The sequence below is a fragment of the Allorhodopirellula solitaria genome, assembly GCF_007859855.1.
GTDB lineage: Bacteria > Planctomycetota > Planctomycetia > Pirellulales > Pirellulaceae > Rhodopirellula > Rhodopirellula solitaria.
On the sequence record NZ_SJPK01000008.1, the window covers coordinates 89202 to 105003 of the forward strand.

Genomic DNA, 15802 nt, shown 5'->3' on the forward strand with positions numbered 1-15802 from the left:
GAAAAGAGTGAGTACAGGAGACAAGCGAATCACTGCGAAGCCAGTGAGGGCAATGAAATGCACACCCACCCGTGGGGCATTCCGTGTGCAATGGAAAAGGACATGAGGGGAGGGGTGAGTTCGGAGAAGACGCCTCTGCACAGCAGCCCCATCGGGCGACCAGAGGAGATATCGAAAGGCCCCTCCCAGTCTACGCAAATTAGTTGACCGGCAAAGCCAATTCTGTCGAATTGTTGTTTCAAGGTTTGTTCGCCCCCTCGAAATGATCGGGATAATCAGATCGAGCAGCACATTCGAACACCCTTGGGACGTTCGCCCAAGCAGACGGGTTCTGGGTCGATCCGATGTTTTTCGTCCTGGATTCCCGCTTTATGGTAGGATATTGGCAAAGTCCTCCACTAATTACGGTGTTGGGTGAATTCACTTCTGTCTATAATCCAATGCAATAGGAAAGCCGTCGGCCGTTCGCCGGATTTCTCAAGCCCTCCCCTGTTTGAAAGCATCATGCAAAACTCAACGCAGCCCACCCCTCCATCCTCGGCTACCACCCCCTCGACAGGGAGCGACTCATCAGCGACGCGCCGAGGGTTCCTACAGAACTCATCACTTTTGGCGGGAACCACCCTCGGCGCCGGTGCTGGCCTGAGCGCTATGGCGATCCCCACCGCTCACGCCGCGGGTGATGATGTCATCCGCGTTGTGCTCATCGGCTGCGGTGGACGCGGTACCGGAGCTGCCGACCAGATCATGAATACCAAGGGCAACGTTAAACTCGTCGCCGTTCACGATGCTTTCGAGAGCAAAGCCCGCAACACCATCAAGCGACTCTCGTCACGGCATGGTGACAAAGTCGATGTCCCCGAAGACCAGATCTTCAGCGATCTCGATGGCTACAAGCAAGCCATCGATGTGGACTGCGACCTCGTTGTGATCGCGACGCCACCCGGGTTCAAACCCCAACAATTCGAATATGCGGTCAACAAAGGCCGACACGTTTTCATGGAAAAACCCGTCGCCGTCGACGCACCCGGCGTTCGCCGCGTGCTCAAGAGCGTCGAAGAGTCCAAGAAGAAGAACCTGATGGTGGGCATCGGTTTGCAACGTCGGCACGAACCCGTCTACAAAGAGACGATCAGCCGCATCCACGACGGCGCCATCGGAGACGTGATCTCACAACAGGTCTACTGGAACGGCAACGGCATCTGGTACCGAAACAAAAAAGACGACCAGAACGAAATGGAGTTCCAGACCAATAACTGGTACCACTTCAACTGGGTTTCTGGCGATCAGATCTGCGAACAACACATCCACAACCTCGACGTGGGCTGTTGGGTCAAGGGCGCCTACCCAGTCAAGTGCAACGGAATGGGCGGTCACCAACAACGTGAAAACGGCGACGGCTCGAAGTCCCAAATCTTTGACCACACCTTCTGCGAGTATACCTTCGCAGACGGAACCAAGATGTTCTCGCAGGGCCGGCACCTCGCCGGTGGATGGAGCCACGTTGGCGAATTCGCTCAAGGTACCAAGGGAACTGCTGTCCCCGGCGGTGAGATTCTTGGCCCGAACGCCTGGAAGTTCTCGGGCAAACGCGTCAATGGTCACCAACAGGAACAGCACGATATCATCGAAGCACTGATGCGTGGTGAAATCTACAACGAAGGCGAATACGGAGCCCATTCGACTTTCACAGCGATCCTCGGACGCGAAGCCTGCTACTCGGGCAAGGTCATCAAGTGGGACGAACTGCTTGAGAAAGGTCGCGACCTGGCACCCGGTATCGACGAGTACACCCTGCAGTCGACACCCCCCGTGGTCAAGGACGCCGACGGCAAGTACCCACTGCCCGTTCCCGGCAAGTACAAACCGTTCGCCTAACGAGTTGTCGATTGAGTGAGCCGAGACGCGTCAGCGGCCGGGTGGGTAATACCACCCGGGGCCTCACGGCCCTCGGCTCAGAATTGCCGCGACAGCGCCGATAAAATCGACTGCCCGTTCGCCTGACAGGTGACCAAATGTCTGACAGGCGACCAAGTCGACAGGACAGCTTCCACAGAACACAATAGGTACTGTCCCTACGCTTCTCTACTCAATTTCCCCACACTTAAAAAAGCCTCACTGTTGACCTCCGCGCCCAAGTTATCGGTTTGTATTGACGCAGTCTTCGAAGGGGTGGAGGAAACCGAAGCAATCGCTCGCGTTGCGGAGGCGGGAATCGACGCCTTCGAGTTCTGGTGCTGGTGGGAGAAAGATCTCGATGCCATCATCGCCGCTCGCGACAAACACAACCTGTCGATCGCAGCCTGCTGCACTCGATTCGTGTCGCTCGTTGACTCCGATTTGCGTGACCAGTATCTGCAGGGACTTGAGGAATCGATCGCGGCGGCCCAGCGTCTCGGGTGCCCCACGCTGATCTCCCAAGTCGGTGATTTTCTTCCGGGTGTGCCTCGCGACCAGCAACATCAATCGCTTGTCGACGGGCTCGCCGCCGCCGCCCCTATGCTCGAGCAAGCCGGCATCACGCTCGTCATCGAACCGCTCAATGAACTCGTTGACCATGCGGGCTACTACCTCGTCCAAAGTGACGAAGCCTTCGAAATTGTCGACGCTGTCGACAGCGATCGAGTCAAGGTCGTCTTCGATATCTATCATCAGCAAATCAGTGAAGGACACGTCATTGATCGATTGACCAAACGCATCGATGCGATCGGTCACTTTCACGCCGCCGGCAACCCCGGACGCCACGAACTCACTCGTGGCGAACTCAACTACGCGGAAATTCTCGCGGCCATCGGGACGACAGACTACGACGGCTTTGTCGGGCTGGAGTACTGGCCCACGTCCGACCCAGACGCCGGTCTCCGCCACGCAGTCGCGATGGCGAACTCGCAATCGATGCAATCCTAAGCAGTCGACTCTGCCAACTGCAGTGCGGCGATCGCAGGCTTGGATTACGACGGACGGTTTACTGCTGGCGTGAAAATATCGTGATGACGTGCAGCCACTGCGGGGCTGTCTTACGGTCGGACATCAGTTGCGGTGCGCGCCTACTCAAACCGGATCAGCAAGGATAACTGCCGATTTTCGTGAACACTGTTTGGTGGTACACGAGGAGACTCATTGTTCCCGCGTTCCTAGTTCGCAGGCCACAGTCTTTCACAGCGAGGTCTTCACGGGGAAGCCTGCCGGACGGGCTCGGCCATTTCCCGGAGGAACCAGCGAGCGTGACCCAGACGCGACAGCGCCGGCACACCACTCTGCTCAAAGGCGTCGCGTTCCTTCTTGAAATACCAAGCTGTGGCGGGACCTTCGTAGGCGTGACGTCTCAACACACGATACGCTTTGATGGGTTCATCACGGCGATGGTGATACCGACGCAGCGTCAGGACAAAGCGTGGGTCTTTGATCTCCACCAACCCGCAGAGCTGGAATAGCGCCGCTTCGTAGGCCTCATCCTGTGCGGCTTGGTCGACGATCGGCTGTTCGGCGACCAACTCCGGCAATTCGCGATACCCAATGGCTCGCGTCAGGCGATAGGCAGCGTCGACTGCCCCCGCGTAGGTTTGCAGCCACTGCGGGTCCGATTGAAACTGGAAGGCGTCAGCTTTGCCAACAAAGTTCTGCTCCGGAGATTCAATCGTGGCCAACATGTCTTCATAGTAAGGTCGTTCCGGAGGCGGCAACCCATCAAGCCGTTCACGGCATAGTTCCAACACACGCCGCGACGTCTCCACCACCGCATCGAGATTGGATTTTCGCACCTCCACTTGATCGATCGCCACGAGGTTTTCGCGCCAGGCGGTCAAGTCCTTCGAGTCGTCGCTCGGGCGAGGTGACGCCGAAACGATCTCCGCGGCTGTTTTCCCCCGTGCTTTCAGCTCAGCGATCGCCGCCTGAATAATATCGTGATCATAGTACTGCAGCCAAGGCATTGGGTCGCTTGACTGCTGAGGATCCGTCGCCCAGACCCAGCCCTCACTCGGGTGAGAATCCTCCGCTCGCAGCTCCGCCAACAAGAAAGACTTTTCCGTCGATAGCGAACTGAGATCCGCTGCCGGCTGGCGATCGCCAGTTTCGATCGGGACTCGTTGCCAATCGAGTTCACTCGGTGCTCGACCTCGCAGCGACGCGGTTTGCAACAATCGGGGCGGCTTAGCGAGATTCCTGTCATCGGTCACAGCCGCTTGCACCAAGATCCACGCGTCAGCGGGATTGGATCCGCCCAGATCACCAACACTGCGATATCCTGGTAGCAGCCGGCCATTTTCATACACAACCCAAAACTGCAATCGGTGGTGGGGCCACTGGGTCGATCCAGGAAATTCGTCTTCAAAGACATGATGGTACGCAATCGATCCATGACGAGGTGGCTCCCGGTACCACCATGAAGCCACGGTTGGGCCCCGTGACGTCAGTCCCGCCGCGATTTGCTGGACCGAATCTGGAACGTCGTCCGTCGCCATCGGCGGCAATCGGTCGACGCGGTACCTCGGCGCGACCTTCACACCCGGTGGCAGCTGTTCTTGGGCGATTTTCGATTCGGAATCGACGGGAGATTTGGCGTCGGCGGGCACAGCGGCTGCGTGGGTCCAGGTTATCCGGACGTCGTCACCCGCGGCCATCACCGTGCGGCCCCGATAGAACAAGGAGGGAGCGGCTACGACATATCCACCTCGTGCCCGCATCGCTTGAGCAAGAGGCATCGAGTCAAACCGCACGCCATTGCTGTGCTCGACCCCCGTCACTCGCATCCCAAGTTCGTCGTAAAGCCTCACGTCCAATTCCTCGAACCTCGCCGCTCGGTTTCCGATTTCAATCCGACCGTCGACCGCATCTCGGGGAATCCGCGCGATACATGACTGCGTGCCGGCGATCGTCACAAAACGGTCGTTCGTGGCGTTCTCCTCGATCGATGAGAGCGAGACACTCGGCAGCACGCCTGCTGCCGTCATCTCATCCAATTGGATCGCCTGGCGGAACCGAGGTAAGTCCGTGATCAGTTCTCCGACAGCGCGGGCAAACGTCTTTTGAGAATCGGATTGGCTGCTGAGAATCTCCGCCAGATCGGCAACGGAACTTCGATCAGGTTCGACATGGAAGTTGGGTGAGATCGGTGTTTGGCGTGTTGTCACGACCGGCAGTCCGGAGTGACGCGACAGCGAAGCCAAGAGCCGCGCCGCATCGGTGGGCCAGTGCAGTAGCCCGTCCAAATTGACGAGCACCGCGTCGCAATCAGCACGCTCGGCCGCCGCCATGGCAGCCGCTACATCGGCAGCTCCGCCGCCCGTCGGTAACAACACCCACTGCACGCTCGCGCCGTCATCACTCTTACCCATCCTCACCACGGTTTGGGCAATCATCCCCTGCCCACTTTCCGATGAATGCTCTTTCGCAGGCAGAGCATCGACACATAGAACCTCAAGCCCCAGGGTGGTTGGCTCGACGGCAGCATCCGTTCTTCCTTCGGCGGCGCGTAATACCACCGTCGTGCCCGCGATCGATGCAACCACAGGAGCATCCATTTGGTCGGCGGGCAAAACAAAACGCTCCGCTGGCTCGAAGCTCAAGTTGGCGTTGAAATCGCAACCAATCTGCCAGGTCCCCGCTTCGTCGATACCAACCACGACGTCGCTCGGCAACGATTCGGGACGCAGGACGGGCATCGCCACGACCGGCGATCCATCGGTTTGCTTCCAACGACGCGATCGCTGCATCCAGGCCTGACGAGATTCGCGTTCCGGGCGGAGTGGATCCATGATCACGCCCCGATACACATGCCCGGTTAAATTGACATCAAAGTCCTCGGGAATCTGCACGATCGAGCCACAGGCGCCGCGTAGCTCACGCTGATCGGCAAAAATCTCTTCGTCGGGTACCCGCTGCAATACGATGCGTTGCTCCGGACACGCCAACGCATCGTAGCCGACCAAGCGGGTCTTCAACGCAGCAATCTGAGCCTGGGAAAACGAGCCACTGTGGAACCGATCGATCCAGCCCAAACGAATATCGTGCTCGGCGGCCGGCAAGAGCCCAGTGCAGAATACCACCCCAGCGATCCATAGCGCCCATCGCCCGCTCGAGCGGGCGACCAATCGGGCGATACCCGCGGAACGCGGTCGCAAACGTTCTTGCTGAATCATCGTCCAACCACTTCTCATTTCGGAATCTTAGCGTGCAATGCAGCATGCATCCTAACACGCCTCCCAACCCCAAGTAGGGCCGGTTCCTACCGGCCGCAGGCGTCGGTTTCCGAGAGCGACCAGCGAGAGATGATGAAGCAGGCGGCTATCCTGAGCAGTTTCTGTTCGGCTCCATACCGCTCAGCGCCGCTCACCGAGTTCATTGCATGTTGAGACGACGCTAGCTCCGCGACTGGATCTCAATCGGATGTCGCCAACCGATTCATTTCTGAAATTCGATCGGAGTAAGAGTCTAGAGCTCATCAGCCCGCTCGGACTGCGTGCGCCTTCGCTTTGCGAGCTCGGCGGCAGCGAGATGCGATGCCTGCTAGCCCCAGCACGCCAAAGATGGCCAATGAGGCTGGCTCGGGAGCATGCTCCTCCGGTGGCACATACTGCAGCTTGTCACTTCCCGCTCCAGCATTGACGCTTTGGAAACGCATCAATGCGCCCAGCACAGGATCGCTTTGGAATGCGACGGAAAACCCCTCGAGCATCCCAGCAGCATCCAGTGTCGAGCTCACAAGCTGAAAGGAAACGCTGTCATCCTCGCCCGCCTTGATCCCGCCTTTGGGATCTCCGTTGGCATTCCCGCCTCCATTCCCCTTCCCGTTCCCTTTCTTATCGATACTTGTAAACCCGATCTCCATCGAACGCTGGCCGTCGAGCGTAAAGGGGGTCAAGAGATTGTCGAGGTTCGCTCCAGCGGTAAAACTGCCAGTACCAAACTCGGTGTTATCGATCAGGTCAAAACCAAAACCGGTCAGGTACGACTCGGTTGCTCCGGCGCCGAAAAGGGGACTACTAGTCGTGTTGAACACCTTCGCCGTGACTTTCACGAGGCCAGTTGAAAGATCAGCGAACCTTAGCTCCACGCGACCTGAGGCGCCCGTGTGCTCAGCATTGGACGACTTGCTGGCGGCTCCCAGCTCCAACACCAATGCACCATTCTGAATGATCCCTGCCGAGCCTGTGACGGGAGCCACCGAGGCACACGCCAGCAGCGTGCTGAGGAGTAAAATGAATTTCAAGTGGGACATCGACGTCGGTGCTCAAGAAAGAAAAAGGCGAGGAGATGCAGATCGAACCGAACTGGGAAATCACGTGCATACGCTAATAAACGTCGCGCGAGGGGATAAGTTCTCAGAACTTTCCGCCCCCCCTAAAAAAAGCGGAAGAAAGTGCATCCGCCACACGCCCCTCACAACGCGAGCCCCCCCATCTTCCGATGGGGCACCTGTGCGGGTCAGGATATTTCGACAGGAATCCCTCTTGCATGCTCGCCGTTGAAAGCTCGAGCGAGCAGGAAAATGAGCATGGCAGGAACTCGGGGCGAGCGGCAGAAAAATGTTTACCGGCGTGGTGAGTAACGCTGTGAGGCTTCATTGGCGTTCGCCTTGGTACACAGTTTGCATCAGCTTTCAGCCCGTGAGGCTCGCCCGCATTCCACTGGGAAGTCTGGATTCCCCCGGGCGAAGCTGTTTTTTATGAAAGGAAAAGAACATGGTTACGAAACAAGAGGCATCGGGACAGTGGAAATCCATCCACGGCTCGGTAAAAGAAAAATACGGGCAAATCACCGACGACGAACTCCTCCAGGTCGAAGGCGACCAGGAGCAGTTGATCGGCCTGATCCAGAAAAAGGTGGGCGCAGCCCGGTCAGAGGTCGAGGACTTTCTCAGCAAGGTGTACGCGGACTGCGGCGCCAGCTTCTCTTGGACAGGGGACAAACTGCAGCAAAGTTACCAAGGATCGACCGAGATGGTCGCAAAACACCCAGCCGAATCGGTCGTGACGGCGTTGGGCATCGGATTGCTCGTCGGCGCCGCGATCGGGTACTCACTGGCAGCGGACCGGTACCGACAGCCGACCTGGCGAGACCGCTGGAACGTCAGGTAGTTGCCACTTGTCTTGATTCCATTTTTCATCACCCCCGATTGCTAGGAACTTCAGTTATGCCCTCCAATACACAAAGTACGAAATCCCGCTCGACCGTCGCTCAAATGCGCAGCCGCTTGGACGATGCAACGCACTCCACATCGGAGAACCTGCAAGCCTACGGCAGCCATTATGTCGCCGAACCCGCTCAAGACGTCGCGGGACTCGTCCGCGATTATGCTAAAGACCGTCCCGATGTCGCCGCCGTGTGGCTGTTCGGATTGGGCGTGCTCGTCGGCTGGAAATTGCGGGGTTAAGCGTTCGAGCAGGCGGGGCGAAGGAGACTCGCGGTCGACCCAGCGATTGTAATCCGGCGGAATCTCGCTACAAACACGCGTCCCCGAACGCACACGCCCCGCCGTCTAGAGCTCCCGATGAAAGTTACTGATTTTCTCGAAACGCACTTTCGCCACTTCAACGCACGCGAACTTCGAGACGCCGCTCGCGGCTACGGCGAGTTCATCGACAACGGCGGTAAAATGATGGTTACGCTCGCCGGGGCGATGAGCACTGGCGAGCTCGGTCTCTCGCTCGCCGAAATGATCCGGCAGGGGAAGGTCCATGCGGTGACCTGCACCGCCGCGAATTTGGAGGAAGACCTCTTCAATCTCGTCGCGCACGACGAATACCGTACGATCCCCAATTGGCGGGCATTATCGGTCGAGGACGAGGTGCGGCTGCGGGATGCCGGTTTTAACCGTGTTACCGATACCTGCATCCCCGAGACGGTGATGCGTCATCTCGAGCATCGCCTGACGAAGCTGTGGATCGAACAGGCGGCCAGAGACGAGACAGCGATGCCTTGCGACTTCATGTTCGCTCTGCTCGACGACCCAGGCTTCACTGAGCACTTCCAGGTGCCCCGAGAGAACAGCTGGATGGCGGCGGCAAAGGACGCCGGGATTCCTGTCTACACGCCCGGCATCGAAGATTCCACGCTCGGCAATATCTACGCCGCCCGCGTTCACGACGGGACGGTCCCCAACCACACCGCGTTTGCCCCCGGCACCGAGCAGATGCAGCGGCTGATCGAGTGGTACGAATCCAACAGCGCCGACACGCCGATCGGAATCTTTCAAATCGGTGGGGGGATCGCTGGTGATTTCCCGATCTGTGTCGTGCCACTGCTCAAACAGGACCTGGAGAAAGACGTTCGATTGTGGGGCTACTTCTGCCAGATCAGCGATGCCGTGACGAGCTACGGAGGTTACAGCGGAGCGGTCCCCAACGAAAAAATCACCTGGTACAAGCTCGACCCGGAGTCACCCAAATTCATGATCCAAAGCGACGCAACGATCTGCGCACCGCTCATCTTTGCCCACGTACTGGATTGGTGACCGACGCCCGACAATCAGCCTGGCTGAGTCGGCGCTAGCTGCCTGCTCAACGCTCCTGCCGGAGCAGCCGCATGCCTTCACGGCCGTGATAACTCAATAGCAGCGCGCCGTCGGCGGCGCAAGCAGCGAAAATGTGCTCAAAGAAAGACTCTTCCCCTGGCCAAGGGAACATGAAGACCAGGTCGAACTCATCGATCTCCCAGCCAATCTCATCGTATACGTCGCCCTCTTCGGTCTCGACATTCTTGACTTCGCCAGCAATCTCGGCGAGACCCTCGACATCCCGCGGCACGAAACTGCCTTGGAAAAATCTAGCCGAACTACCAACGCGTTGAGCAACCTCTTCGGCTTGATGCACCAGTCGCGGTTCGATCTCAATCCCCACGGCCTGCATACCTCGCAGGGCCGCCAGCATGGTGGCGACGCCAAAGCCAGCCCCCCATTCGCAGAACCGGTTTCCCGTCAACAAATGGTTGCCGTGGATCCAGCTCATGGTTTGATCGAGCAAGTGGAAATCACAGGTGACAAAGTTCTCGATCACTTCGAGGTCCGCCAGCATGAAAGTCTCAATCGCCTCGTTGGCGGTATCGATCAGATCTTCGGCTTGGTCAGCGTACGCCAGCGTCTTGATCGAACCGTCAAGAGGAATAGATTGCAACGGCATCGTTTACTTTGTCAGGTGAGAGAGGAAACTGCAGAAAGGTGCCCGGGGCAGCGATGACCTATCCTCCCTGCGGGCGGTCTCGCTGACAAGCGAGTGCCTGCGTACTGGCAACCAGGGAGAGTCGAAATACGTGCCTCCAACGAGTCTTTCAGGGAAGGCTGGCCATACCGCCGCAAACATTTGCACCGCGCCAGATCTGGAAAGCCCCTTTGGCTTTCCTAGCCGTTCTCTGACGGCGATCGCCAAGTTTTTGCGGCATGATTTGCCAAGATGGTCGATTTCACGCCAATCAGCCTCCAGATTCTCTTGCTGAAATACTTCAATTCTTCGTTTGGCACAGCGAATGCAACGTAGACTTTCTTACACTCCGCGGCCAACCGTTTGCGTTTTAGCTGCGGAGCCTCAACCGCACAAACCAACAGGATCTCAACATGGCAAACCGCGAACAACTCCAAGGCCACTGGAACGAAGTGAAAGGTCGGCTAAAGGAACATTGGGGGCAACTCACCGACGACGACCTCCGTCAGTTCGATGGAAGCGCCGATCAACTCGTCGGCATGGTCCAGCGAAAAACGGGCGCCGCTCGCAATGAAGTGGAGAGCTTCCTCGATGGGATGTTCCAGGGCTCGGTAAGCGACCAAGCCGCTGAAAAAATCCAACACTACGCCGACGCAGCGCAGAACTTCGCCGATGACGCCGGCCGTTATGCTCGTGATCAAGGCCGCCGACTGGCTGCCCAATCGAGCGATTATTCAGCGCAGCTCGCCCATACCGTCCGCAGTCGTCCGGCCGAATCGCTAGCGATCGCCTTCGGGCTCGGTATCGCTGCGGGAGCCGTATTCTTCCTCGGGCGGAAACGGTAGTCATGCCTTCGTCGGTAACCACAGCGACACGAAAACAGTCCGAGGCGATTCGAAGCCGAATGCGTGAGATTCGGAGTGACTTGCCCTACGACGTCGATGACGCTCGAGCACGGGTTAAGCAGCTATCCGATTGGAAGTATCACGTGTCACAACGACCGTTCGCAGTCGCGGCGGCCGCAGCCGTCGTGGGCTATCTCATCGTCCCTGCCAAGCAGTCGTCAGCGTCAACCGTAGTGGTCCAACAAGACCGCGCCGGAGCCATCGACACGCCCTCTGAGAAGGGCATGTTTGCCGGCATCGCCGGTACGCTTGTGACCCTCTTGGCGAGACAGGCCCTCCGCGTCGCCACCAACCAAGTAGTCGGTGCGATGTCTGCCCGTAGCGGTGCCTCTCCGTCTCCCTCTCAACCGGAAGTTCACTCGTCATGATTGCTCCTTTGGTCGAACACGTACCCGAATCGTCACCGCGGCGTCATGCCGCAGCGATTCGCCGCGCCGAAAACCAGCCCTCTCAACGGATCTCTCGTTTCGTCGAGAAGCAACCCGCCGCCGTGATCGCCGTTGCGGTCGCCTTTGGAATCGGCGTGGGCTGGTTGGTCAAACGAAAGAAATGGTCCAGCTAATGTCCACCGCCGCAGATCCCCAACAGCCGCTCTCGAGCTTTCAGCGTGTCGTCCGCGATGTGCTCGATCTGCTTGAACTGCAGATGCAGTTGATCGCCGTTGATAGCGAGGCAGCCAAACGCAGCCTGATTCGAGCGGTCGCGTGCGGGGCAGTTGCCCTCGCTCTAGCGGGCTCGGCACTGACCGTTGCGATGGTCGGGGCTGGCTTTGTCCTGGGCGAATTCACGCAACTGACCACGGGTGGATCGCTCCTGATCGTCAGCGTAGCGTTTTTCCTAATCGTCGCCTCACTCGGTTGGGTGGCCTTCCGGGCGATCCTCGCTGCCTCGGCCGCGATGAGCGAAACGAAATCCGAATTCACCGAAAACTTGCGTTGGCTCAAAGCCACATTGATCTCCCCGCAGACCTCGGCCCGTAATCAGCTTCGCCGCGAATCGTTCTACGATCGCACCTCTGTCTCCTACAGTGACGGCGCCGATGCCGCCGCTGCTTCCTCCCACTATCGAAGGTAGATGCAAATGTCGGAAACTCCTCCATCCTCCACTCCCGGTAAGTCCATGTCTGACCACGCCCGCCAGACCGCCGAACGAGCCGCCTCTGGCGCAGGCGACGCGGCCCAGGACGCCGCTCGCCATTTCGTCAGCGAGCCAGCCGGAGATTTGTTGAGCCTTGCCAAGCAGTACGCAAAAGACAAACCCGATGTCGCAGCCTGCTGGGCATTTGGCCTCGGCGTCTTCGTCGGTTGGAAGCTCAAGCCTTAATCGGGCAGTCTTTTAGGGATGTCCAATCGACAGCCATTGATCGTGTCGTCTAAAATCGGAAGGAAATATTTTTCATGTCCACTGGAATTGCGAAGCCGCCCCACGAAGAAGACGGATTGGCGGTGCAGTCCCGGCCACAGCCACAGCCCTCTGAGTTTAAAACGATGCCCAGTTTGCTAGTCATCGACGACGATCGTCTGGTCCTCACCCTGACTCAGAAATCACTTGCTTCGATCGCAGACGTCGAGACGGCCGCAACCGCTGCCGAAGGGCTCGAGAAGGTTCGCCGCGGAGACTACGACGCTGTCCTGCTGGATATTCAGCTCCCCGATCAGAACGGACTCGCTGTCTATTGCGAAATCCGCGAACACGATCGCCGCATCCCCGTGATCTTCATGACGATCGAAGCGGCCAGCAACACGGCGATCGAAGCCATGCAGCTCGGAGCGTTTGACTACATCGCCAAGCCGCTCGCAGTCGACCCATTGCGAGATTTGGTCGAAAAGGCGATTGAACAACGTCAGATCAGCAGCGTCCCGGTGGCGATCTCAGCGGACGACCAGGACTCAGACACCAACGCTGAGCTCTTCATCGGTCGCTCCCCGGCCATGCTCGACGTGTTCAAGGCGATCGGCAAAGTGGCGAAGCAAGATGTGCCAATTCTCGTCCGTGGCGAAAGCGGAACAGGGAAGGAACTCGTCGCTCGGGCACTCTACCAATACAGCCAACGTAGTGACGAAATTTTCCTTGCCGTTAACTGCGCCGCCCTGCCCGATAACTTGCTCGAGAGCGAACTGTTTGGGCACGAAAAAGGAGCATTCACCGGCGCCGAATCCCGCCGGATTGGTAAGTTCGAACAGTGCAACGGCGGAACACTCTTCCTCGACGAGATCGGCGACATGGCCCCGTCGGTGCAAGCCAAAGTGCTGCGGGTGCTGCAGGACCAACGATTCGAGCGAGTTGGAGGCAACAAAGAACTGAAGACCAACGTGCGCATCATCGCCGCTACCAACCGCCCGCTCGAACAGATGGTCTTGGACGGCGACTACCGCGAAGACCTGTTGTACCGACTCAATGGCGTCACGATCGAATTGCCGCCACTGCGTGACCGGCTTACCGACGTGCCAGCCCTGATTCAGTTCTTCCTCAGTGGCGCCAAGAAGGAGTTCAACAAACCTGACCTCGAGGGCCTATCGCCTGACGCTGTCGAACTTTTGAACGCCTACCAGTGGCCGGGCAACGTGCGGCAACTGCGGGCGGTGATTCGCCGCTGCGTGCTTGACACTGTAATGCCCGTGATTACGCCCGACGGATTGCCACGCGAAGTCTCAGGAGACTCCGCACCGAATCCCAAGGCGTCCGCGAGCAAATCGACGGAGTCGGGTTCCGGATTGCCCGCTTTGGTACGAGAGTTGTTAGAGAAAGGATCCACCAACGTCTACGCTGAGGCGACGCAGTACATGGAACGCTACGTGATCGCGGAAGTCCTGCGTGAAACAAATGGCAACCAAAGTCAAGCGGCGGAGATATTGGGAATCACTCGTGGCAAGCTGCGTGACCGCATCACCTCGTTCCGAATTGTCTTGAAGAACGATGTCGAAGTGGAGGCTGGCGTAAAATGAAATCGGACACAAATATGGCAACTCTGACAGACCAACAGCTAGAACGCTTTGCCGCTGCTCTGGAACGTGTGGGAGGAGATACCGACATGTTGGTTGTGCTGGCAGCAATGGCGGCTGAAGATGCACCACCGCTCTTAACGAAGCTGGAGAGCGAAGTGCGCGACAGTGACCTCCGGGCGGCAGCGCACACTGCCCACGCGCTCAAAGGATTGCTCAGCGCCTTCGAGACCGGTCAACCAATTGAGGGATTGCAGCCCCTCATCGATGCCGCTCGTGAAGGCAACCAGAGCGAGGCGCTGAGGCTGCTCGATTCACTTCAGCCCAAACTGGAGAGCTTTATTCATCAGGTGAAAGAACTCCAGTAACCGACTCGCATGGAAGCTCGAACATTGTTCTTCCTCACGGGGCTTTTCATTTGACAGGTATTGGAGCGGCCAGGTCGGAACCGCGTTCGAGAACGGCGAGTACGGCGGAAGCAGCCGAGGCGACCGCCGCGTCGCTCGAATCTGAGAGCCGAAGCAAGTCGTCACGATATTCGTCGCGAACCCAATCTCGACCGGCCACGTCGTCGGTGACCATCGGGAGAAACTGTTCGGTGAGTACCTGCGCCTGAGTCGCGGTGTCGCCATCGCGAAAAACCGCGCGGTAAGACTCCGTGACAATGGAACCGATCGCCACTGACAACGCGTCCTCGTCGATCACGATGCGATTGGGCAAGTCTCGCACCCACGCTAGCGTGATGGATACGCCCCACAGTGACGCAGCCAAAAACGTCAGCACGAGCACGAATGCAAGCGTGTAAAACTGCCTGATCCTGCTGTCCATGGGCGAGCACCGAGTGTGTGGCGGCGAAGAATGAAGGATTGATGGCGGGGCCAAACCCTGTATTCTAGCGAATCGTCGAAGGCTATGCGTAAAGATTCCCAATCGACGCGGCCTCAATTCGTGGGCCGCCCCGCACCGATGGTGCAGTGGCTGACGCCCTAAGGACAATACGATTCAATACCGACTGCGCCAGCGATCTAGAGCGGGTCGCCTCATTCAGATCGATATCGGACGAGACTCCAGCCCTGCCCCAGGCGGGCGGATGACTCCAGTTCGTGCGGGTCACTCAAGCCGCCGACAAACGATTCAGGCTGGCTCCCGGCCGGATGCCACTCGGCCCAATCATCATGATCGGTGCCGTTGAGCTGTAACTTGATCGCCCCCTGATGATTGCGTTCGATCGCTGCGATGCTGAGATGATCATTCGCCAATGTTGGCGAGGCGAGCAAAACGAGCACGCTGGGCCGGCCGAACGGGTAGGCCATGAACGGCCCAATTTGAGCGACCTCGCCATCGCGCTGAGGCCAATCCTGACGAAGCGGTTCGGTGATCGCTTCGAGCTCATCGAGCTGCGTTGCCATACGGATTCGATTCCCCTGCCATGCCAATGCAGAATAGTTTACCGAGAGACTACACCATATCGCGACGACCGAGACTATCGCCATCAGCGAGCGAAGCGAGCGGGAATGCGAAGCCCGAGTGGATCGAAACCGTTCAGCAATCAACAACCCAAGCGTCAGGAGCGCGACGAACAGAAACCCCGAAAAGACAGCTGTCCGGGCCAGCCCCACGGTGGCAACCGTAGCCTGCAAGGAAGTCAACGGAGAGGTCAGGGCAGTCCCTAACGATTGAACCATCGACTCAAACCGCAGATCGAACGACGCCCAGGCAAACATGCTCGCCATCGCGATCAGGTGCAAGCTCCAGAGGACGCGTCCGCGCCTTCTGGAAACTTCCCTCGACTGGTGCTCCCGCTCCACTAGCTTGTCCC

17 protein-coding genes are annotated in these 15802 nt (G+C 58.4%); 12 read left to right on the forward strand and 5 right to left on the reverse strand.

Annotated features, from left to right (window positions below; all coding sequences use genetic code 11):
* Positions 1-504: 504 nt before the first annotated feature.
* The gene (locus CA85_RS15690) at positions 505-1878 is read left to right on the forward strand and encodes a Gfo/Idh/MocA family protein (RefSeq protein WP_146392285.1); all 1374 of its coding nucleotides are present in this window, start codon (positions 505-507) and stop codon (positions 1876-1878) included.
* Between the two features lie 243 nt (positions 1879-2121).
* Positions 2122-2907 carry a hydroxypyruvate isomerase family protein gene (locus CA85_RS15695; RefSeq protein WP_146392286.1) on the forward strand — a complete coding sequence of 262 codons (786 nt, stop codon included), beginning with the start codon at positions 2122-2124 and terminating at the stop codon, positions 2905-2907.
* A 263-nt stretch (positions 2908-3170) separates the two neighbouring features.
* On the opposite strand, the gene CA85_RS15700 is transcribed toward CA85_RS15695, so the two are convergent.
* On the reverse strand, positions 3171-6140 hold the full coding sequence (locus CA85_RS15700; protein ID WP_146392287.1) for a hypothetical protein: 2970 nt from the start codon (positions 6138-6140) through the stop codon (positions 3171-3173).
* Positions 6141-6442: 302 nt separating this feature from the next.
* Positions 6443-7210: a PEP-CTERM sorting domain-containing protein gene (locus CA85_RS15705; RefSeq protein ID WP_186774984.1), complete on the reverse strand. Its 768-nt coding sequence runs from the start codon at positions 7208-7210 to the stop codon at positions 6443-6445.
* Positions 7211-7682: 472 nt separating this feature from the next.
* On the opposite strand from CA85_RS15705, the gene CA85_RS15710 reads away from it, so the two are divergent.
* From CA85_RS15710 to CA85_RS15720, 3 genes are all read left to right on the forward strand, one after another.
* A complete protein-coding gene (locus tag CA85_RS15710) occupies positions 7683-8078 on the forward strand; it encodes a CsbD family protein (RefSeq protein WP_146392289.1) in 396 nt (131 codons plus the stop codon).
* 56 nt (positions 8079-8134) lie between these two features.
* Complete coding sequence (locus CA85_RS15715) at positions 8135-8374, forward strand: hypothetical protein (RefSeq protein ID WP_146392290.1); 240 nt, start codon at positions 8135-8137, stop codon at positions 8372-8374.
* A gap of 117 nt (positions 8375-8491) precedes the next feature.
* A complete protein-coding gene (locus CA85_RS15720) occupies positions 8492-9454 on the forward strand; it encodes a deoxyhypusine synthase family protein (RefSeq protein ID WP_146392291.1) in 963 nt (320 codons plus the stop codon).
* A 46-nt stretch (positions 9455-9500) separates the two neighbouring features.
* On the opposite strand, the gene CA85_RS15725 is transcribed toward CA85_RS15720, so the two are convergent.
* Complete coding sequence (locus CA85_RS15725; RefSeq protein ID WP_146392292.1) at positions 9501-10118, reverse strand: methyltransferase domain-containing protein; 618 nt, start codon at positions 10116-10118, stop codon at positions 9501-9503.
* Between the two features lie 431 nt (positions 10119-10549).
* Here CA85_RS15725 and CA85_RS15730 point away from each other — a divergent pair, with 431 nt between their 5' ends.
* The 7 genes from CA85_RS15730 (at position 10550) to CA85_RS15760 (ending at position 14351) form a co-directional block, all read left to right on the forward strand.
* Positions 10550-10981, forward strand: coding sequence for a CsbD family protein (locus CA85_RS15730; RefSeq protein WP_146392293.1), 432 nt, complete (start codon positions 10550-10552; stop codon positions 10979-10981).
* 2 nt (positions 10982-10983) lie between these two features.
* Entirely contained in the window at positions 10984-11409 is a 426-nt protein-coding gene (locus tag CA85_RS15735) for a hypothetical protein (protein ID WP_146392294.1), read from the forward strand.
* Positions 11406-11603, forward strand: coding sequence for a hypothetical protein (locus CA85_RS15740; RefSeq protein WP_146392295.1), 198 nt, complete (start codon positions 11406-11408; stop codon positions 11601-11603). The genes CA85_RS15735 and CA85_RS15740 overlap by 4 nt, the downstream gene beginning before the upstream one ends.
* Entirely contained in the window at positions 11603-12115 is a 513-nt protein-coding gene (locus CA85_RS15745) for a phage holin family protein (RefSeq protein ID WP_146392296.1), read from the forward strand. The genes CA85_RS15740 and CA85_RS15745 overlap by 1 nt, the downstream gene beginning before the upstream one ends.
* Before the next feature lie 6 nt (positions 12116-12121).
* Positions 12122-12364, forward strand: a complete 243-nt coding sequence (locus tag CA85_RS15750; RefSeq protein WP_146392297.1) for a hypothetical protein — start codon at positions 12122-12124, stop codon at positions 12362-12364.
* A gap of 164 nt (positions 12365-12528) precedes the next feature.
* Positions 12529-13986: a sigma-54-dependent transcriptional regulator gene (locus tag CA85_RS15755; protein ID WP_146392405.1), complete on the forward strand. Its 1458-nt coding sequence runs from the start codon at positions 12529-12531 to the stop codon at positions 13984-13986.
* Positions 13983-14351, forward strand: a complete 369-nt coding sequence (locus CA85_RS15760) for an Hpt domain-containing protein (RefSeq protein ID WP_186774985.1) — start codon at positions 13983-13985, stop codon at positions 14349-14351. The genes CA85_RS15755 and CA85_RS15760 overlap by 4 nt, the downstream gene beginning before the upstream one ends.
* Before the next feature lie 46 nt (positions 14352-14397).
* Here the strand turns inward: CA85_RS15760 and CA85_RS15765 are convergent, their stop codons facing one another.
* Together CA85_RS15765 and CA85_RS15770 are read right to left on the reverse strand one after the other, a co-directional pair.
* A complete protein-coding gene (locus tag CA85_RS15765) occupies positions 14398-14811 on the reverse strand; it encodes a hypothetical protein (RefSeq protein WP_146392298.1) in 414 nt (137 codons plus the stop codon).
* Positions 14812-15023: 212 nt separating this feature from the next.
* The gene (locus CA85_RS15770) at positions 15024-15716 is read right to left on the reverse strand and encodes a hypothetical protein (protein WP_246112847.1); all 693 of its coding nucleotides are present in this window, start codon (positions 15714-15716) and stop codon (positions 15024-15026) included.
* Positions 15717-15802 lie beyond the last annotated feature (86 nt).